This is a genomic window from Rhodopila globiformis (genome assembly GCF_002937115.1).
Taxonomy (GTDB): Bacteria; Pseudomonadota; Alphaproteobacteria; order Acetobacterales; family Acetobacteraceae; genus Rhodopila; species Rhodopila globiformis.
Window position 1 is genome coordinate 1 of the sequence record NZ_NHRY01000144.1, and the last position, 18361, is coordinate 18361.

General features: G+C 63.0%; 22 protein-coding genes and 1 pseudogene. 17 read left to right on the plus strand and 6 right to left on the minus strand.

Going from position 1 to position 18361, the window contains the following annotated elements:
* The first annotated feature begins 174 nt into the window (after positions 1 to 174).
* On the plus strand, positions 175 to 465 hold the full coding sequence (locus tag CCS01_RS14325) for a transposase (protein WP_104519489.1): 291 nt from the start codon (positions 175 to 177) through the stop codon (positions 463 to 465).
* Positions 462 to 795: IS3 family transposase (locus tag CCS01_RS36120; protein ID WP_408887491.1), on the plus strand; the 334-nt coding region annotated here is incomplete at its 3' end. The genes CCS01_RS14325 and CCS01_RS36120, both read left to right, overlap by 4 nt.
* Before the next feature lie 166 nt (positions 796 to 961).
* On the opposite strand, the gene CCS01_RS14335 is transcribed toward CCS01_RS36120, so the two are convergent.
* Both CCS01_RS14335 and CCS01_RS32835 read right to left on the minus strand, forming a co-directional pair.
* Complete coding sequence (locus tag CCS01_RS14335; protein ID WP_104519491.1) at positions 962 to 3034, minus strand: recombinase family protein; 2073 nt, start codon at positions 3032 to 3034, stop codon at positions 962 to 964.
* Positions 3031 to 3219: a hypothetical protein gene (locus CCS01_RS32835; RefSeq protein WP_146101762.1), complete on the minus strand. Its 189-nt coding sequence runs from the start codon at positions 3217 to 3219 to the stop codon at positions 3031 to 3033. The genes CCS01_RS14335 and CCS01_RS32835 overlap by 4 nt, the downstream gene beginning before the upstream one ends.
* A gap of 306 nt (positions 3220 to 3525) precedes the next feature.
* On the opposite strand from CCS01_RS32835, the pseudogene CCS01_RS35215 reads away from it, so the two are divergent.
* Together CCS01_RS35215 and CCS01_RS14345 are read left to right on the plus strand one after the other, a co-directional pair.
* A pseudogene (locus tag CCS01_RS35215) lies at positions 3526 to 3912 on the plus strand (transposase); the annotation flags it as partial.
* Entirely contained in the window at positions 3909 to 4511 is a 603-nt protein-coding gene (locus tag CCS01_RS14345; protein ID WP_104519493.1) for a recombinase family protein, read from the plus strand. The pseudogene CCS01_RS35215 and the gene CCS01_RS14345, both read left to right, overlap by 4 nt.
* A 99-nt stretch (positions 4512 to 4610) precedes the next feature.
* On the opposite strand, the gene CCS01_RS14350 is transcribed toward CCS01_RS14345, so the two are convergent.
* Positions 4611 to 5003 (minus strand): hypothetical protein, encoded by a 393-nt coding sequence (locus tag CCS01_RS14350; protein WP_104519494.1) that lies wholly within the window; start codon positions 5001 to 5003, stop codon positions 4611 to 4613.
* Positions 5004 to 5393: 390 nt separating this feature from the next.
* Here CCS01_RS14350 and CCS01_RS14355 point away from each other — a divergent pair, with 390 nt between their 5' ends.
* From CCS01_RS14355 to CCS01_RS32845, 6 genes are all read left to right on the plus strand, one after another.
* Positions 5394 to 5954, plus strand: a complete 561-nt coding sequence (locus tag CCS01_RS14355) for a sigma-70 family RNA polymerase sigma factor (RefSeq protein WP_104519495.1) — start codon at positions 5394 to 5396, stop codon at positions 5952 to 5954.
* Positions 5954 to 6373 (plus strand): hypothetical protein, encoded by a 420-nt coding sequence (locus CCS01_RS32840; RefSeq protein WP_146101764.1) that lies wholly within the window; start codon positions 5954 to 5956, stop codon positions 6371 to 6373. Before CCS01_RS14355 ends, CCS01_RS32840 begins: the two co-directional genes overlap by 1 nt.
* Positions 6366 to 6809: a periplasmic heavy metal sensor gene (locus tag CCS01_RS14360; protein WP_158258393.1), complete on the plus strand. Its 444-nt coding sequence runs from the start codon at positions 6366 to 6368 to the stop codon at positions 6807 to 6809. Before CCS01_RS32840 ends, CCS01_RS14360 begins: the two co-directional genes overlap by 8 nt.
* 26 nt (positions 6810 to 6835) lie before the next feature.
* On the plus strand, positions 6836 to 8350 hold the full coding sequence (locus CCS01_RS14365; RefSeq protein WP_104519497.1) for a DUF1800 domain-containing protein: 1515 nt from the start codon (positions 6836 to 6838) through the stop codon (positions 8348 to 8350).
* Positions 8351 to 8378: 28 nt separating this feature from the next.
* Positions 8379 to 9596, plus strand: coding sequence for a DUF1501 domain-containing protein (locus CCS01_RS14370; RefSeq protein WP_104519498.1), 1218 nt, complete (start codon positions 8379 to 8381; stop codon positions 9594 to 9596).
* 316 nt (positions 9597 to 9912) lie between these two features.
* Positions 9913 to 10185, plus strand: coding sequence for a YXWGXW repeat-containing protein (locus CCS01_RS32845; protein WP_146101765.1), 273 nt, complete (start codon positions 9913 to 9915; stop codon positions 10183 to 10185).
* A 223-nt stretch (positions 10186 to 10408) separates the two neighbouring features.
* Here the strand turns inward: CCS01_RS32845 and CCS01_RS14375 are convergent, their stop codons facing one another.
* On the minus strand, positions 10409 to 11425 hold the full coding sequence (locus tag CCS01_RS14375; protein WP_104519499.1) for a transposase: 1017 nt from the start codon (positions 11423 to 11425) through the stop codon (positions 10409 to 10411).
* Here CCS01_RS14375 and CCS01_RS32850 point away from each other — a divergent pair.
* A complete protein-coding gene (locus CCS01_RS32850; RefSeq protein WP_146101766.1) occupies positions 11424 to 11672 on the plus strand; it encodes a hypothetical protein in 249 nt (82 codons plus the stop codon). The two genes, CCS01_RS14375 and CCS01_RS32850, sit on opposite strands and share 2 nt — an antisense overlap.
* A gap of 398 nt (positions 11673 to 12070) precedes the next feature.
* Positions 12071 to 12220, plus strand: coding sequence for a hypothetical protein (locus CCS01_RS33710; protein ID WP_158258394.1), 150 nt, complete (start codon positions 12071 to 12073; stop codon positions 12218 to 12220).
* Positions 12221 to 12799: 579 nt separating this feature from the next.
* Here CCS01_RS33710 and CCS01_RS14380 read toward each other — a convergent pair.
* Both CCS01_RS14380 and CCS01_RS14385 read right to left on the minus strand, forming a co-directional pair.
* Positions 12800 to 13195, minus strand: a complete 396-nt coding sequence (locus CCS01_RS14380; protein WP_104519522.1) for a hypothetical protein — start codon at positions 13193 to 13195, stop codon at positions 12800 to 12802.
* A 186-nt stretch (positions 13196 to 13381) separates the two neighbouring features.
* The gene (locus tag CCS01_RS14385) at positions 13382 to 13624 is read right to left on the minus strand and encodes a hypothetical protein (RefSeq protein ID WP_104519500.1); all 243 of its coding nucleotides are present in this window, start codon (positions 13622 to 13624) and stop codon (positions 13382 to 13384) included.
* A 398-nt stretch (positions 13625 to 14022) separates the two neighbouring features.
* On the opposite strand from CCS01_RS14385, the gene CCS01_RS14390 reads away from it, so the two are divergent.
* The 5 genes from CCS01_RS14390 (at position 14023) to CCS01_RS14410 (ending at position 18204) form a co-directional block, all read left to right on the plus strand.
* Positions 14023 to 14598 (plus strand): response regulator, encoded by a 576-nt coding sequence (locus tag CCS01_RS14390; RefSeq protein WP_204848277.1) that lies wholly within the window; start codon positions 14023 to 14025, stop codon positions 14596 to 14598.
* An 83-nt stretch (positions 14599 to 14681) separates the two neighbouring features.
* Complete coding sequence (locus CCS01_RS14395; protein WP_104519501.1) at positions 14682 to 15716, plus strand: dihydroorotate dehydrogenase-like protein; 1035 nt, start codon at positions 14682 to 14684, stop codon at positions 15714 to 15716.
* Between the two features lie 220 nt (positions 15717 to 15936).
* The gene (locus CCS01_RS14400; RefSeq protein ID WP_104519502.1) at positions 15937 to 16419 is read left to right on the plus strand and encodes a hypothetical protein; all 483 of its coding nucleotides are present in this window, start codon (positions 15937 to 15939) and stop codon (positions 16417 to 16419) included.
* Between the two features lie 146 nt (positions 16420 to 16565).
* Positions 16566 to 17102, plus strand: coding sequence for a general stress protein (locus CCS01_RS14405; RefSeq protein WP_104519503.1), 537 nt, complete (start codon positions 16566 to 16568; stop codon positions 17100 to 17102).
* 268 nt (positions 17103 to 17370) lie between these two features.
* Positions 17371 to 18204 (plus strand): slipin family protein, encoded by an 834-nt coding sequence (locus CCS01_RS14410; protein ID WP_104519504.1) that lies wholly within the window; start codon positions 17371 to 17373, stop codon positions 18202 to 18204.
* Positions 18205 to 18361 lie beyond the last annotated feature (157 nt).

Here is an 18361-nt window from a genome sequence, read left to right on the forward strand (position 1 = left end):
TGCCGCTCGACGAAGCGCTCCAGTGCCTCAGCGACAACCCATACTTTCTGGAATTGCGCCAGACATTCGGGTGAGCCGCGTCAGCGTATCGATACGAAAAGCGAAGGCCGTTCCCTGGAAACTACAGTAAGAGAGAGTCTGCCCTTGGAACGGCGGTTGAGCCGGAGGTGAGACTTGTCGACGACACGGAAGAAACACAATGCGGAGTTCAAGGCGAAGGTGGCGCTGGCGGCGATCCGGGAGGATGGCACGGTTGCCGAGCTGTCGAGCAAATTCGGCGTCCATGCCAGCCAGATCCACGCTTGGAAGAAGACGGTGCTGGACGGCACGGCGTCGCTGTTTGCACGGGACAAGGCGGCGGTCGGGAATGGCGAGGCGAGCGAGGCGCAGTTGGCCCCGCTGTATGAGAAGATTGGCCAGTTGACGGTGGAGCGGGATTTTTTTCGCAAAAGGTCTGGACCATGAGTTCGGCGCAGCGTCTGGCGCTGGTTGACCGGGCGGATCCCGCGCTCTCGGTTGCGGCGCAATGCCGGCTGCTGAAGGTGGCGCGCTCGACGCTGTATTACCAGCCGGCGCCGGTGGACCCGGACGACCTGGCGTTGATGCGGCGGATGGACGAGCTCTACACCGCCTCGCCGTTTCACGGCTCGCGGCGGATGGTTGCGGTGTTGCGCCGCGACGGCTGGTGTGTGAACCGCAAGCGGGTGCGGCGGCTGATGCGCCTGATGGGTCTGGAGGCGATCTACCAGAAGCCGAACACCAGCAAGGCGCATCCGGCGCCCAAGGTTTACCCGTNGCGGTGATGGACTGGTTCAGCCGCCGGGTTCTGGCGTGGCGGTTGTCGATCACCATGGACGCGGATTTCTGCGTTGATGCGTTGCAGGACGCCCTGGCGCGCTACGGCAAGCCGGAGATCTTCAACAAGATCGCGGCATAATGCACCTCTGCACCTCCATCTAAGTTATTGAAATTCCATTGTGGCCTGTCGCAAATCTGCCGATACTGGGGGTATCACTGGCGCCGACCGAACCCCTGGCAGCTCCAGATCCTGGCGGAGTATGACGTAGGGCGCTCCCGGGCAGACCTGGCGGGCGGGAAGCGTCTTATTGTGGATCATGCGGATGACCGTCATCTTGCTGACTCCGAGTTCCCCCGCCACTTCATCGAGCACCAATTCCCCACGGTCAATCCGCTCTCCGTCACGATACGCCAAAAGATGGTGATCGTTGCGGAACAACTGCACCCTGGCCGCGGTCCAGCTCAGTCCGGCGATGGTTCGTTTGCCGAGCCGGTTGAGAACCGGCGCGATACTGGAATCTGGCATCATCCGGACCAAGGCGGTGATCAGCGCCGCTGTTTCCGCTTCGGTGCCGGCGTGCTCAATATCCCGCCAGCGGCCGCGGATCTTTGTGGCAACGTCAAGAGCGGTATGGTCACCGCCATGCCAATGGATCATGGCATGAAGCCGATTGTCTTCCGCCCGTATCACGATCTCGCGGACGACAGTGCGGATAATCCGTTTCTTGAACTCGACTGATGATGCCGGGTCATTCCAGACGACCGACAAGTCTTTCCCAAGCCGGATAAGTGCGTCCCGCTCGGCTATGCTCAATCGAGTGGCGGTGTCGTCGACCATCGCCGCCAGGTGCGCTTCCAGGCGCTGGACGGTCACCAACCGTTCGTTCCAGCGGCGCTCCAACTCTCCCGCCACCAGCCGATTGTCGGGATCGACCTGATCATACTGCCGGCGCGCCAGCCCCGCTTCGTAACGGGCGGCTTCCAAAGCCAGCTCGGCTTGCCGGCGTTGGTCCCGATGACGATCCTGTCCGCTGTCGATGGCGGACATTGCCGCATCGATGCCCAGAGGCGCCAGAATGCGGAGAACCTCCTCGCTGATGGCGCGTTCAAGACGATTGCCGCTGATGACTGTGCAAGTTCTGCCGGCGTTGTCCTCCTCGATTGGCCGGATGCAAAAATATTGGGCTGTCGGTAGATCGGTTCTGTAGCGGACCTTGAGTTTGCGTCCACACCGTTCACAACGTAGCAGGCCGGGCAACAGCGCCGCACCGTTACGAACGGCCCCTTGAGCGGCTTGACCCTTCCGGTTTGCGTTGTCGGCGATCACCCGCCGATTGCGCTCGAATTCCGTCCAGCCGATATAGCCTTCATGCCGATCATGCAGAAGAACACGCCACTTCTCGCGTGGAAGACGGACACCGTTCCGAACCCGTCGACGGCCATCTTCCAGCGTGGTTTCCCGGCCATTGCGACCATAGGCGTAAGCGCCCGCATAGACCGGGTTGGCCAGCATGCTGAGAAGCCCACTGTAAGTCGGCAGCATCCATTCGACCGTTCGACGCGGGCCGCCAGTCGTCAGTTTGGGTAAACAGACATTTTCCTGTCGCAGCCACAGCACCACCTGCCGAACACTGCCCAGTTCGCGGAACTTGCTGAACACCAGATTGACGGCTTCGCGGGTGCGCTCGTTCGGGTCCTTCTCCAAACGACCGTTCGCGCCCAGCACATAACCGACGGCGATCAGAGCAAATAATTCGCCCCGTGCTGCCTTCTCCAACTTGGCCTCAAAGGCACGCTGACGAATGGCGGAGGACTCCATCACGCTGAATGCACCCTTCAGACCAAGCATCATTTGGTCGTCACTCGATCGCGGATCGTAAATCCCGTCCTCGTCAATAATCAAGGTGCCAACGATAGCGCAGAACTCCAGCAACGTATGCCAGTCACGCCCGTTGCGTGCCAGCCGAGACGCTTCGATGGCAAATACGGCTCCCACCTCACCGCGGCCGATCGCCGTCAACAATCGATCAAAGCCGGGGCGTGCCACGCCACTGCCGGAACGGCCGAGGTCATCATCCACAACCGTCACCTCCTGCCAGCCAAGCAGTCGCGCCCGCTCACGCAGACCATACTGTCGTCGCTGGCTTTCATGATTGTTCTGTACTTGCGCCATGGTGGATTGCCTTATGTAGACATAGGCGGTCCGGCTCAAATGATCAACGCTTATCTTGCTCATGACTTCGCCTCATCTTTTCGTCCGAGGACCGCTGCTATCCGTCGTTGTTCGTCGATGAGATCGGTGAGCAGGGCCTGCACCAGCGGCTTGAGCGGCGCTGTCTGAATGTTTTGAGGCGTCCTCGTCACGGTCACAGTTGCCGGCACATCGAATAGATTCGACTGAAGCCGCGGCGTCCTTTTCATCCTTGTCCCTCCGATCGGTCGAAGACCGATCATCCGGAGACGGCGAGGTCGCGTCCAACAAGCGTCGAAGATTGCGCAGCGCCTCAAGGTCAACACGTGGCGCCTCACGCACCGTCATTTCCGCCGCCCCCGGCTCGGTCATCCAGACGGGAACCTGGAATGGCGAGGCGTTGGATCGCGCAAGGACAAAATAAATCTCGTCACCAAACCGGTTCCAGCCGATCACCGTCGCGCGTTTGTCCGCGTATGGGTGATGTGGATAGTGAACGGTGACTTCGGTGCCCTGGTACTGGGCAGTGTTCCGCTGTTGTGAATACCGATCAAGGTTCTCAGTTCACCAGCGGGGACTTTCTGGAGGCGTTGGCAAGCCGTGGCATCCGGATCAGCATGGACGGCAAGGGGCGGTTTCTGGACAACATCTTCATCGAGCGGTTGTGGCGGAGCCTGAAGTACGAGGAGGTGTTCATCAAAGCCTATGGCTCGGTGATGGAGGCGCGCCAAGGGATTGGCGGCTGGCTGCGATTTTACAACGAGGAGCGGCCACACCAGGCCTTGGGTTACCGGACGCCGCGCGGGGTGTTCAATGGCGAAGCCTGCGCGCCTGTGGCCAGCGGCATCGCGGTGGCCGGCTGCGGTGTTGCCGACAAGCTCGCAGGCATACAAGCAAAAGAGGTGTTGACTTATGTAGAATGAGGTTTATACTTCATCAATACTTATTCCCTCGGATCGGGAGGGACAGTGGAAGCACGGCGGGACTCTCCCTTAAGTCACCCCGATTCCTGTCCAGCCGATGGGGTCCACCTCACCTCGCCCGTTCTTTGGAGCACCTGCTCGATGTGGTCCGCACCCTGGAGGCACGCGGGGCTTATCTCCGCGTGCTCGGCGACCCGATCGACACGGCAACCCCGCAGGGCCGTTTCATGCTGCAGATGCTCGGCGCCGTTGCTGAATTCGAACGGGCTTTGATCCGCGAGCGTGTCGCCAGCGGTCTCGCCCGGGCGGCCCGCGAGGGACGCCGCGGCGGCAATCCCGGCGTGGTGGCACGAGACCCGGAGGCCCTCCGCCGCCTGCGACATGCGCGCGAGGACGCGTATCTTGCCCGGGTGACGGCACACGCCTCGGAGTGGCTGCCGTTGGTGATCCGTCTGCGGACGGAGGAAGGTCGTACTTGGGATGATAGGGCTGAAATTGTAGGAAAAAGGTCGCGGAGAACGAGACCTCTACAGTTGAGTTTCGCAATTTTTGCCGCCTCGGTGGGCCGTTATCGACCGATAAGCCCTTGTTTTCCCTGAACTGGATTTCGGCGACATGGGTCCAACCGAGGCCAACGGGCAGAAACTCAACTGTAGAGGAGACAGGCCACAGCCATCGCGCGGACGGTATGGTGTCGATCAGGCGAGGAACGCTGTGAGGGTCAGCCAGGCGCTGAACGCCAGACCCACACCCATATAGGAACGGAACCATGCCGGGTAGTTCAGCGCACGGTAGAATGCGATCAGCGCCCCCGGTGGCATCGCCGCCAGCGCGATACCCTTGATCAGCGTTAGCCACCCCAACAGCGTCACGACCACAGGCAGTGCGCCGCCTGACCAAACATTGTGGCCGACCACCATGGCCGCGCCGCCAGCCATGGTGAAGATCCCGGTGACCAGAACCAGCCCCGGGTTCTCCATCATCGCGCTGATTGCCGCCAGCGATGTCCTGGGCCTGGCGACCAGGACGGCACACATCAGCAGACAGAAAAGCCCGATGAACCGGCCCAGGAAGACTGTCAGTGGCGACATCGTTCTTCACCTCCGCACGTGGAGCCACGTCTCCGGAACACCGCTTCCATGCAGCCGATTTCCCAATGGAACAGCGTTACAGTCGCTGCCTGACGGATAAGCCTATATGGCCTCCTGCCCGACGCCAACGCCCAGATCATCGATGCTACCATGGCCGACGCACTGTACGTCGACGCCTGCCAGAAGCATGTCCTGGTCGCCTGGATCACCATGTGAATACACATGTGTATCGGGAACGCCGCATGGCGCGCTTGGCGACCAACCGCCCCTCCCCTTACTTGCTTGCTGTCCAAAACGCCCGTCGGGGCGTGCTGCCCGACGAAATCGCATCCACCGGCGTAGGGTTTCGTCCGGTCGGCCGTAGTTCGGACAGATGCCGTTTGGGATCCCGTGACGATCGATGAGCGCGACGCGAGCGACGAAGAGCTGATCCGCCGGGTCGCCGGTGGTGACCGCGTCGCCTTTTCCAGCCTCGTCGAGCGCTACCGTGGGCCTCTTATACGGCTGGCTTACGGCATCGTCCGCAATCGCAGCGAGGCGGAGGACATCGTGCAGGAAACCTTCATCCGCATCTGGACCCGGGCTGGCGACTGGGATGCGGCGCGTGGGACGCGGTTCGCCGCGTGGGTATCGCGCATCGCCACCAACCTTGCCATCGACCAGCAGCGCCGGCAGCAGACCGATTCCCTCGACGACGCGGCGGATGCCGTTGCACCCGGGCCCGATACCGAAGCGCACAGCATGGCAAGCGAAATCCAGCACCGCATCGAGCGCGCGCTGGGTGCCCTGCCGGAGCGCCAACGCACCGCCTTTGCCCTCTGCCAGTTCGCGGACCTCAGCAATGCCGAGGCGGCGGCAAGCATGGGGGTCGGCATCGGAACCCTGGAACAGCTCCTGGTCAGAGCCCGCCGCCGGCTGCGCGCCGAACTGGCCGACCTGTTGGAGGCATGATGCGCGAGCGCGATTTCCAGGCCCTGCTTGACCGCTTCGGCCCCGATCTTTCCCGCTGGCGCGATGCCGCGCTGCGCCGGTCCGCCGAAGCGCTGCTGACGTCGTCGGTCGAGGCGCGGGCAATGCTGGCCCGTGCCAGCCGTCTCGCGGCGCTGATCGACGCCGCGACCACGCCGCCGCTACCGCCGGTGGCGCGCATCGTCGAACGGGCGACGGCGCGGCCGCAAGTCCCGGTCCGCCGCCCCACCTTGCCCACGCGCCCGGCGTGGCTGGGGTTGGGTCGCTGGCACGCTGTGGCGTTCGCCTCCTGCCTGGTGGTCGGCGTCCTGATCGGCATCCGCAGCGCCCATCACCCGGACAACGCCTATGCCCTCTACAACGTGGCCGATGGCTCGGACATTGGAGATCTCCATGAGTGAGGTGTCAGAGACCCGGCAGCGTTCGCCGCTGCTCCTCGCCCTGGCGGTGTCGCTCGCCCTCAATTGCCTCGGGGCGGGCTACCTGATCGGGCATCATGCCGCCTTCGTGCCGTCCCCGCCGCCGATGGCGCCGGCGGCGGTCAACAGCCTCGGCGAGCGCCTGAAGCATCTGCCCCTGGACGAAAGGCGACGCTTCCAGCGCGCCATGCAACCCGACCGTCCGGCCATTCGTCAGGCGCGCGAGGAACTGGCCGTGGCGCGGTCCCGGATCGCTCAGGTGATGGCGGCAGAGCCCTACGACCCCGGGCAGATGCGCCAGGCATTCGCCGACGCCCGCGCAAAGGCGGAGGTGCTGCGGGAGCGCGTGCAAGTTGCCATGGCCCGGGCCCTGGCTGTGCTCAGCGCTGACTCCCGCCGGCAACTGGCCGGCCCGTAAGGCATCGTGAAGGAACCTGCAGACCGATGCATCATGCCAAGACCCTTGCCGCGATCCTGGTGGCGGCGACGGTTGCCTGGGCGGCCCCAGCCGACGCTGAGGACCCGGCGCTTGCGATCCACGTTCTCGATCGCCTTGCCTTCGGGCCCGATGCGGCAAGCCTGAAGGCCATCCGCGCGCTGGGCGTGGACGGTTGGATTGACCGGCAGCTCGATCCCGCCAGCATCCCCGAACCAGCCATGCTCACCGAGCGGCTGGACCGGCTGGAGACGCAGCGGCTCGATGCCGTGCGTCTGTTTGAAACCTACGGACCGCCCGCCCGGACCGCCGGCGGCGCGGATCCGTCGGCCGTGAAGGCCGCGCGCCAGCGTGCCCGCATCATCGTCAGGGAGGCGGCAATGGGGCGGCTGATGCGAGCTGTCACCAGCCCCCGCCAGTTGCAGGAGGTGATGGTCGATTTCTGGTTCAACCATTTCAATGTCTTCGCTCGGAAGGGCCTCGACCATCTGTGGGTCGGCGATTACGAGAACCGGGCAATCCGTCCCTTCGCCCTGGGCCGCTTTCGCGATCTCCTGGAAGCCACGGCCCGGCATCCCGCGATGCTGGTCTATCTCGACAACTGGCAGAATGCGGCCCCTGGCAGTCCCGGCGCCAAAGGCGGCAGCAGCGGGCTCAACGAGAACTATGCGCGGGAACTGATGGAGCTGCACACGCTGGGCGTGGACGGCGGCTACGTCCAGGCTGATGTCATTGCGCTCGCGCGCATCCTGACCGGCTGGGGCATTGCACCGCAAGGCCGGGCGCCCTCGGAAAACGGATTCTTCTTCAATCCCCGCCGCCACGATTTCGGCGACAAACGCTTCCTGGGCCGGACCATTCATGGCGAAGGCGCGGCCGAGATCGAGCAGGCGCTCGACATCCTGGCCACCAGCCCGGCGACCGCCCGCCACATCAGCACCGAGCTCGCGCAGTACTTTGTCGCCGATCGGCCGCCGCCGGCGCTCGTCGACCGCCTGACACAGCGATGGTTGGCGAGCGGCGGCGACATCCGCGCCGTGCTGACGGTGCTGTTCGCCAGCCCAGAGTTCCGCTCACCGGACGATTTCGGGCGCAAGTTCAAGACGCCGTTCGAATACGTGGTCTCCGCCGTACGCGCCGGCGGTCTCGACGTCAGCAATTTCCGTCCACTGCTGGGGACCATGGCGCGGCTCGGCGAGCCACTCTACGGCTGCCTCGCGCCGGATGGCTACAAGAACACCCGTGACGCGTGGCTGAGTCCCGACGCACTGACCGTGCGGATCAGCTTTGCGATGGCCCTCGGCGCCGGCCGCCTGCCGCTCAATGCGTCGCTGCCGGCAGAGAACGCGGGCGCGCCGGAACCCCCTGCCCCGGCCATGGCACCGATGCCGCTCGATGCCGGCCGGTTGCTCGCATTGTTGCAGCCCACCCTGTCGGCCACGACCCAAGAGGTCGTGCAGGGGGCGCCGCCGTCCATGAAGGCTGCCCTGATCCTCGGCAGCCCCGACTTCATGACCCGTTGACCGGATCGCCACGGAGAGGAACCCCCCAATGCGTCTGCATCGCCGACATCTCCTGACCCTCGCCGGCTCGTTGATCGGTCTCGGCCGCGATGGCTGGGCGTTCGCCGCCGACGCGCCAGTCAGACGCCGGCTGGTGGTGGTGATGCTGCGCGGCGCCGTGGACGGGCTGAATGTCGTCGTACCTTATGGCGACCCCGCCTATCACGTCATGCGCCCCACCATCGGACTCATGGCCCCTGGCTCGGACGCGGGGGTGCTTGATCTCGACGGGCATTTCGGCCTGCATCCGGCGCTGGCGCCCCTGCTGCCGCTCTGGCGGGAGCGGCGCCTCGCCTTTGTCCATGCCTGCGGCTCGCCTGATCCAACGCGCTCGCATTTCGAGGCGCAGGACTTCATGGAGAGCGGCACGCCAGGCGTCCGCACCACGCCCGACGGCTGGATGAACCGGCTGATCACGGTTCTGCCGGCGCCGCACGGTCCGACCCGGGCGCTTAGCCTGGGCGCGACCCGCCCGCGCATCCTGGCGGGTGCGGCGCCCGCCATGAACTTTCCGCTGGGACCGGAAGCGGGCAAGCCGCTGCCGCTCGACCGCCCCAGGGTCGCGGCAGCCTTTGCCGCGCTCTATTCGGGCAATGACGCAATGGACATCGCTTTCCGCGAAGGGCGGGCGGCACGCCGGGAGCTGGTCGCCGACCTCGCGAAGCAGACCGCCGCCGACAACGGCGCCCCACCTCCGGCCGGCTTCCCCGCGACCGCCGCTGGCCTGGGCGATCTGCTGGTTCGCGACGCGCGCATTCAGCTTGCCTTCGCGGATCTGGGCGGATGGGACACGCACGTGAACCAGGGGGGTGCCACGGGTCAACTCGCCGGCCATCTGCTGCCGCTGGGACAGGGACTGGCCGCGCTCGCCGATCGATTGGGGTCCAGGCTGGATGATACCGTGGTGCTGGTGATGTCCGAGTTCGGCCGCACCGCGCACGAGAACGGCGACAAAGGGACCGACCATGGCCACGGCAACGTGCTGTGGGTGCTGGGGGGCCGGGTAGCCGGCGGGCGCGTGCACGGCGGGTGGCCCGGCCTTGCTGCGGATGCTCTCTACCAGGGGCGCGATCTTGCCGTGACATCCGACTTTCGCAGCGTCATCGCTGCCACGCTGGAGCGTCATCTCGGCCTCTCCGACCGGCAGATCGCCGCGGTGCTGCCTAAGCCGCCATCCGCAAGCCTTCCCAGCCTGTTCGTTGGCTGACGTGCCATCGCATCTCCGGCACGAACGTCGCGTAGGATTCAGGACGGGAGGCCGTAATTCCGGGGAAGAGGCCACGGTTCCAGAGGAGAGAGAGCTTTATGACGCAGTCTGTTGTCCCGCTCCCGGTCGTTTCCTTGCTGACTAAAGCGGTTTCCGTAATGAGGCAGGCCGGCCCGGATCGTTTCAGCCGACTCGCCAGGGCGACCGTGACATTCTCTTTGGTTGCGCTGCTGATGGGATGCGCCTGTCGGCCTGGCTATGTCGGCCCTTATGGCGTGCGTCCCGCTCGTTGCTGGGTTTGGTAGGAGATATGATCATGAGCCCAACTCGCATTGGTGGACGGATGCTGTTCGCCGTCACTTTGCTGGCGGCTGTCACCATACCGCTGCTGATACCCCAACCGGCTGCCGCCTGGTGGGTGCGCGGTGGCTGCTGCTGGCGGCCCCACGTTGTTGTGGGCGTCGCGCCACCGGTGGTGGCAGTGCCGCCTCCCGTGGTCTATGGACCGCCGCCGGTCGTCGTCGCCAGGCCGGTCTGGATTCCCGGACACTGGCGTGGCCCTTACTGGATTCCCGGCCACTGGCGGTGAAACCGGTCGGACTGATGAGAGGCGTGGCTGCCCACGTCCCCTCATCGGTAGCCGAATGTCACCAACACCAACGAACCATTGTGGATGGTGCGTGGCATCCGATGCTTGTCCGGGTAAATTTCGAAGGCGAGCATCCTGGTATGGAGTGTGCCGGGAAAGCCGCGGATTTCCTGGTTCGGTGCCACAGCCGCTGCTGAGAAAGCCAGACCGATAAAGTCGGCCCTCATTGTCTTGAGTGTCTGTTTGTAGATGTCAGGTGCATGGTTCCTCGGCGACGAGACGCCGCATGCGCCGAGAGAGGATGGAGATGAACGCGATAGCAATGAAAGCGATGAGGTGTTCCTTCGAGCGCTCGACGATGACGTTCAACCGCCGGTAGCGGCTGAGCCAAGCAAATGCCGGCCGGGACAAACCTTCCGTCGCGGCCGCGGGCAATGGCCTCGACGCTGATGCCGAGGGCCTGAGCCGCCTCGGCCAGCCGCTCGCCCCGGTAGCCGAGATCGCCGAGCGCCGCACCGTCGAAGCCAGCCGCAGCGAGCGTGCGCAGCACCGGCACGATCCCTTTGGTGTCATGGCGGTTCGCCGGCGAGACATCAATCGCCAGCGGGATGCCGTACTTGTCGACCGCAACATGGATCTTGACGCCGCGGATCTTCTTGCCGCCATCGATGCCGCGGTCAAAGCAGCTCGGTGCTGAGCGACAGGATCGACTGTCGATCACCACAGCACTTGGCTCCGGCGCATCACCGCAAGCGAGGTGCCAGTTGCGCCGCAGTCGGTCGAGCAGGCGGCGCCACAGGGCAAGCCGGTTCCAGCGCGCGAACAGCCCGTACAGCGTGCCGAAGGGGATTTCGCACAGCTGACCGATCGCCCGCCACTGCATGCCGCAAAAGCAGACGCACCAGATCGCCATGATCGCCTTGCGCAACGCTGCTCCGGCCAGAGGCGGCTTGGGTCCCGACCGGATCGGCCGGTTGCCGTCCTTGGCCATGGCCGCGAGTTCGACCAGCACTTCGTCGACGAAGGCGTCAACATCGGCAAACGCATCCCATGGGCCAGGAGAGGTCTTGGCAGGACGGACGGCAGTTCCCATAATCGGGCCTCGATGCTGGTGCGGACGGTGATCAGCGCCGATTGTCGTCCTCCCGTGCACCACCTGCAACTCGACCGCAAGTTGCAATCGGTGTCGCACTGACTGGCTCATGCTCCCTACAAACAGATTCTGATAGGTTGACCGCATGACAATCTCCCTGTTCCGCCCCGCCAAAGAGCCAGACGTATTCGGGTTCACGGTCGATCCGACCGGCAGCAATCTTCCTGCACAGCCAGGGCCTTGGCAGGGCGCTGGTGCCGGCACAGCTGCAACGTCCTACGCCGGAACGAACCTCGACGGGCTTGCCCTGTCCGATCCAGTGATGAGAGCAGTTAAGCAGGACGCTTTTTACCTGATGCGGAGCGGCCTGCCTGCATACTTTGCCTTTAGATAAGGGGGCATCTACTGATGACCGGCGCTTTAAGGATGTTATGATATTGCACATTTTCCAGTCTGCCAAAATGCCGGAGCTATATGGGTTCACGGTTGACGCTACCGGGGCAAACCTTCCCGTGAAGGATGGTCCATGGGAGGTTGCCGGGAACGCAATTCCCCTCGGCACGACCATGGCTTCGACATCTCCCGAGATTGCCCATCAGATTGAGCGTAACGGATATGCGTTGGTCAAGGGCCATTCGGTACCGCAGCCCCATCTGCGCAGGAATGACAGCAGGCCATGACCCGCGCTCCGAATCGCCCCCGTGATAGGAGCAATGCTCCGCGATCTGACATGATCGCGATCTTGGCCTGTTCCTCCATCCAACCATCGCTGTCGACGCGGCTGATGGCAGCATGATCGGGCTGGTCGGTGCGCAGATTCCCAACCGCACCGGCGGCAAAGTGACCAGGCTCCAGCGCCGGGCGATCGAAAAGAAGGAATCCTATCGCTGGCTGCCGGGGAAGCCTCGGATGTTCTCGCGGGTCCGGCGAGCGTCACGATGATCGCCGACCGCGAGGGCGACATCTATGAACCGTTTGCCTGTCGTCCCGAAGGCGTGCAACTGCTGACAAGAGCAGCTCAGGACAAGGTCGTTACGGAGGGGGACGAGTGTTCGCAACCGTCCGTGCCCGGCCCGGCAGAACCGGGAGAGGATCGAACTGCCTGCAGTACCCGGACGCCTCGTCCGCACGGCCTGCCTGGCGCTACGCTTCGGCGCGGTGTCGCTCCGCCGTCCCGCAGCGGTCGGCACGAACCTGCCGGCGCAGGTTGACCTATTCGTGGTTGATGTTGCCGAGGTCGATGCGCCGGTTGGCTGTGAGCCGCTGCATTGGCGGCTGCGGTCTACACATGCGGTGACGACAGTGGTATCAGGCGCTCGGTCCAGCCCTCGACAGCGTAACTGCTCAGGACGCCGCAGGTTTCTTTCGACATCGCGGCTATCTTTTTCTCAACGAGCCTACGGTCTGCTGTCATGGTTTGAGTATCCGACCCACGCCCATACTCCGAAGGCCAGCGCTTCAAGGAATACGGCAGAAGCGCCGGTCCATAAGTCTTGGAGTGGCATCCCGGATCGACGGTCTCTATTCCTTGGCCGCCATTGGCCTATTCTCGCTGATGAGCTGTTGAGCGCAGATATCCGCCGCTCCGGGCACCGGCTCGGTGCTGCCGGGCATTGTCGCCCAGCCGCCCTGCTTGATAAAGTCGCCGCGCTCGTAGGTGTCGGCCTTCTTCAGCGCAGCCAGTTGGGTCACCGCATCCGGGCCCTCATTGAACCGGCTCACACAGTTTGCCGACGCCAGAGTTGCTTGTGCTCCCCTGGCGGCGTCGCTGGCCATGCCTGTCGCCGTCACGCCGGTTACCCAGCCGCCCCAGCTAAAGCCGACCACCATGGTTGCGACGATGCAGGCCGCGCATGACCAGAACCAAATCGCCTTGGACGGCCGATACGAGCCCCAGCGGCTGCCAATGTTCGCCATTTTCGTCTCCTTGGTTTCATGCATTATTGAAGACAGACAGGGATTTCACCCCGCGCCGAAAGCCATTCTTCAGCTGATCACAGCACGCTCTCTTCGGCGAAGGAGCGATTCTGATCGATCCACGTCGGGTCGGCATCAGGCTCGCCATCGAACGGCTGAACCGAAATCGCGAGGCGTGGCCTGGCGTCAGGCCTGTTCCAGCTTCACAAGCACCAACTCGCCGTCCGCCGCGCCGTTCGCCCGGAGCCATTGATGCAGTGCCCATTCCTCGGCCGCATCCTGCCAGTCGTAGGTGCCGACCGTGACCTCCCAGATCGAAGCGGCGTCGACCGTACTGACATGCGCGAGCGCAACAGGGCGTATCGCATCGCGGATAGCGTCCGGTAAGTTACTGAGATCGAAGAATTTGACGTCCCTATATGCCGTCATCAGCCCCTCGACACTGTGTGGAAGTCATGACAAGCGTTCTATATTGAGCTGCGGTGGAATAGCACAGCCTCGGATAATACCTAGTTGCATCGCACCCCGGGCTCCCCCCCGCGAGATCGATCCGGGGCGACGGGATCAAATCCGGACTCCTAGCGCTGGCACTGCCTCCGCGAAGCGAGCCAAGATGTTGCTCAAAGGCAAGAAGCGGCGCCAGAATGCTCCCTCACCCGCTTGCGCCGGATTTCCGGCTGGCCTGTTTTCGTCGCGGCGGCGGTGTTTGTTTTCACTTGATCCGTCTCAAGCCGGCTTTTCTGAGTAGTTTCCGAGCCTCCACGGGTCGCCGGCAGTCGATTATACCTCCCGTACGACACCACCTCCCACCGAGCACCGCGGGGGACATGATGTCTGCCGACAAGCAGTTGCAACAGGCCGTGCTGCCGGAACCGGACCAGGAGCCAAGCGTGGTCGCCGCGCACATCGGCAGCACCGTCCGCGGGACGATATCGGCCGCGCCCGGGCAACCGGAGTTCGGCATCCTATTTCGATCAAGTAGCAGATGGAGATATGCTGACATGACGGCACTGAGCGTCCTGGTTGTTGAAGATGACGCCATGCTCGCCACGAGCCTGACCGAAATGCTTGAAGATATGGGCTACAACGTGTGCGCGATCGCCGCCACCGAGGACGGTGCGGTGTCGGAAGCGGCCCGCTGCAAGCCGGGTTTGCTGATCGTGGACGAGCAGTTGCGAGAGGGAAGCGGCGCATCGGCGGTGGCTCGGATTCTCCGAGCGGGCTCGATTCCGTGCATCTTCATGAGCGGTGCGCGTCGGGATCCAACGCGTCCGGGCGCGATAATGTTGCAGAAGCCCTTTCATGGAAAAGATCTCGCTCGGGCGATCCGGCATGTGGTTGGCAGTGCGGATACGCCGGCGACGCTGACGCCCGCGCCGGCATACCGGGTCCCGCACGGCTGACGGAAGCCTGGATACAGGCATACCTGAGGCGGCACCTGCGTTGGGTGCCGTTCGATCCCCGGAGGGAGCGCAAGGAGTCCACCATGTCCCTGATCACCCGGTATCTCGGCCTCACACTGAAGAACCCGATGATTGCATCGGCATCTCCGCTGACCGGCAAGATCGATAATCTCCGCCTTCTGGAAGATGCCGGGGCGGCCGCCATTGTGCTGCCATCCCTGTTTCAGGAACAGATCGAGGCCGAAACCGAGAACCAGGCAGCCCGGGTCGCGGCATTTGCCAACAGCTCGCCCGAGGCCCTGTCCTATTTTCCCGCCGCCGCAACCCGCCCGTACGGTTTGTATCCGGAACGCTATCTCGACTTTGTCCGGCGCGCCAAGGAAGCGGTGTCCATCCCCATCATTGCCAGCCTGAACGGATCGTCCCGCGCCGGCTGGATCGAGTATTCGAAGCATATCGAGCAGGCGGGAGCGTCGGCGATTGAGTTGAACATGTATCTCGTGCCCATCAATCTGCTGGAATCAGGCCGTGAGATCGAGGCGCATTACATCGACATCGTGGAGGCCGTGTGCAGTTCCGTCCATCTGCCTGTCTCGGTCAAGCTGACCCCCTATCTGAGCGCCATCGGGCATTTCGCGGTCACTCTTGCCGAGCACGGCGCGGCCGGCTTTGTGCTGTTCAACCGCCTGATGGAGCCGGACATCGATCTGTCGCAGATGAAGCTGACGCACACACTGGAGCTCAGCGATCCCGCCGAACTGCGTTTGCCGCTGCTCTGGGCAGCCATCCTTGCCGGCCGCGTCGATGCTTCCTTGGCCATATCGACGGGCATACGCACGACTGAGGACGTTGTGAAATCGTTGCTGGCCGGCGCAGATGCCGTGATGACGACATCGGCATTGCTGCGCTACGGTGCCGGCTACATGGCCACGCTCACCACCGGCCTGGGGCAATGGATGGAGGAACGGGAGATCGCCTCTGTCGCCGACATCCGCGGCAGGTTGAGCTGGCAGCGCAGCCAGGACCGCAGCGTCTACACCCGGACCGACTACCTGCATATCCTTGAACATTATCCGGCTTCCGCAGAAAATCATTTTCCATTCCCTCGTATTGACTAAGCGATATACTACCGCGTCTAGGTAGTTTCCGAGTCTGCCCCGACCGGCTCCGCGGCCCCATATGACGAGGACCGGTCTCCTCATGCGAGGTTATCGAGGCCGCCCGGACGTGTTTCTTCGATCCGTCCGGCAGAACCACCGGGCCGCTGTCTGCGGCGATCATCGGCGGTTGATCACGATCGTTGACCCGCATGACGATTGAATACAGGAGAAAGATGCGATGACGACACGCCCCGATGCCTTCGCTCTGCCACACTCCGATCTGAACGCGTTTCTCTTTGCAGATGTGGGCACCGAGTTGAACGGTTCTCCGCTGACGATTCTCTCCATCCTGGCACGACTCGGGGAGGATCCCTGGGCGGAGGCGGCACGACTGGCGAAATTGCCGAAGGGCGAGGCATTCGATCGCCTGATACAGATCATGAGCAAAATGCCGCTTGGCCCGCAGGCTGTTCGCAACGTCGGCGCAACCGTTTCCCGCGTCATCCGGTTGCTGCCGGAGCCTACCCGAAACCCCGTGCAAGCCATCAACGGAGCGGTTGCCAACGCGGCGCGTCCGGGCTGGGTGCCGATAGCACTACTGTGCGTATCGCTCGTGTTTGGTCTGATAGGTATGTTGATGATGATTCAGCCGGCACCTCCAACAATGACTGTGCCGGCAGAACAGACGGCTGTGCAAAGCAGCCCGGACAAGCTCAATTAGGTAAAGTCCGAGTCTACGTGGCCTGATAAGACAGAGATAAAGCCGCCATTCATCACGACACGAGAATACGGTTTGTATTGAAGACGAGTCCAGTCGACTGATCATGCCGGAAGATCATTGCAACACCCATCCCGAAGGAATATCCAGTGGAACTTACGAATTCCGTGGTCGCCGTCTTCCCCGATCACACCGCGGCGGAGGAGGCGGTGAAAAGATTGACCGGCGCCGGCTTCGACATGAAGACCCTCAGCGTTGTCGGCAAGGGGTATCATACCGACGAAAAAGTCGTTGGCTTCTACAACACCGGCGATCGAATCAAATTTTGGGGCACGCGCGGCGCCTTTTGGGGCGGCTTCTGGGGCTTGTTCTTCAGCGGCCTGTTCATGACGATTCCCTTTGTGGGACATGTGATCGTGCTTGGCTATCTGGCCACCGTGGCGATCTCCGCGATCGAGAACGCTGTCCTGGTCGGCGGGTTGAGCGCGCTGGGAGCAGCGATCTACAGTCTCGGCATACCCAAGGACAGCGTGCTCCAGTACGAGACCGCCATCAAAGCGGATGGTTTTCTGGTCATGGCCCATGGCAGTTCAGACGAAGTGGCTCGTGCCAAATCGATTCTGGGCACATCCAATCCGTCCTCTCTCATCGTGCATAGTGGCGAGCAAGTTCCCATGCCGGTATAGGCGGCCACTCAATGCTATAGCCGGACGGGCAATCATCCACCTCAGCGCGGCCTCCGATGTTCAAAAGGCAGCGTCGAGGGCCGATACCCCCTAGGTATTTTCCGATCCTGGCGTCGCGCCGAGTATGCATTATAGTCTCTCCTGTAATCCGTTAAGTATTCAGCGCGATCTGCCATCCCTATCGGCAAGCCGGCGGATCGGCGCAGCGTGTGACTTTATCTCCTCCCCTGTAAGGAGAAGCACTTTCTCTTTTCGAAAGGTAGAACCTATGTATGCCTGGTCTCTTTACATCATCCCTCCGATCATCCTGATTGTGGGCTTCGCCCTGATCACGGCGACCGTGAAAATCCTCCGCGAATACGAACGCGCCGTGGTTTTCACGCTCGGACGCTTTGAGAAGGTGAAGGGACCGGGCCTGGTGCTGCTGCTTCCATTCATCCAGGAAATGGTCCGGGTGGATCTGCGTATCCAGGTCATCGAGATACCGACCCAGGACGTAATCTCGCACGACAACGTCTCGATGAAGGTTGACGCGGTGCTCTACTTCAACGTCGTCAATCCCGAGCGCGCGATCATCCAGGTGCAGAATTATCGTCCCGCTACGAACATGCTGGCACAAACCACCTTGCGGGCCGTGCTCGGGCAGCACGAGCTGGACGAAATGCTGTCCGAACGCAAGAAGCTGAGCGCGGATGTCCAGAGCATCATCGACACGCAGACCGAAACCTGGGGGATCAAGGTCAGCAACGTCGAGATCAGAACCGTGGAGCTGACCGACAACATGGTGAAAGCCATCGCCAAACAGGCCGAGGCGGAACGCGATCGGCGCGCCAAGATCATCCATGCCGAAGCCGAATTCCAGGCCTCGCAAACCCTGGTCGACGCGGCGAGAGTCCTCTCCGGCATTCCCGCCGCCATGCAGCTACGCTATCTGCAGACGCTGGCGGAGATCGGCGCCGAGCAGAACTCCACCATCATATTTCCAATGCCGATCGATATCATTAAGCCGTTCCTGGAACTTCTTGACAAGGCTGGGAAAGCGCCGCGTGGGAATGGTGTCGTCCGTGAGCCAGTGGCAATGGAGTTCCCGGCGAGGGCGTGAGCATGAGTTCACGCAAAGATGGAAGCCGCCACCGCGGTTCAGTCCGCTCAGGGTTTCGGTGCGCCGTCGGCCGGGGTGGGTGCGCACCGATCGTTGTTTTTCACCGGCATCTTGTACCGGCTTGGATCGCAACAGTCGGGTTAACGATACGAATCCA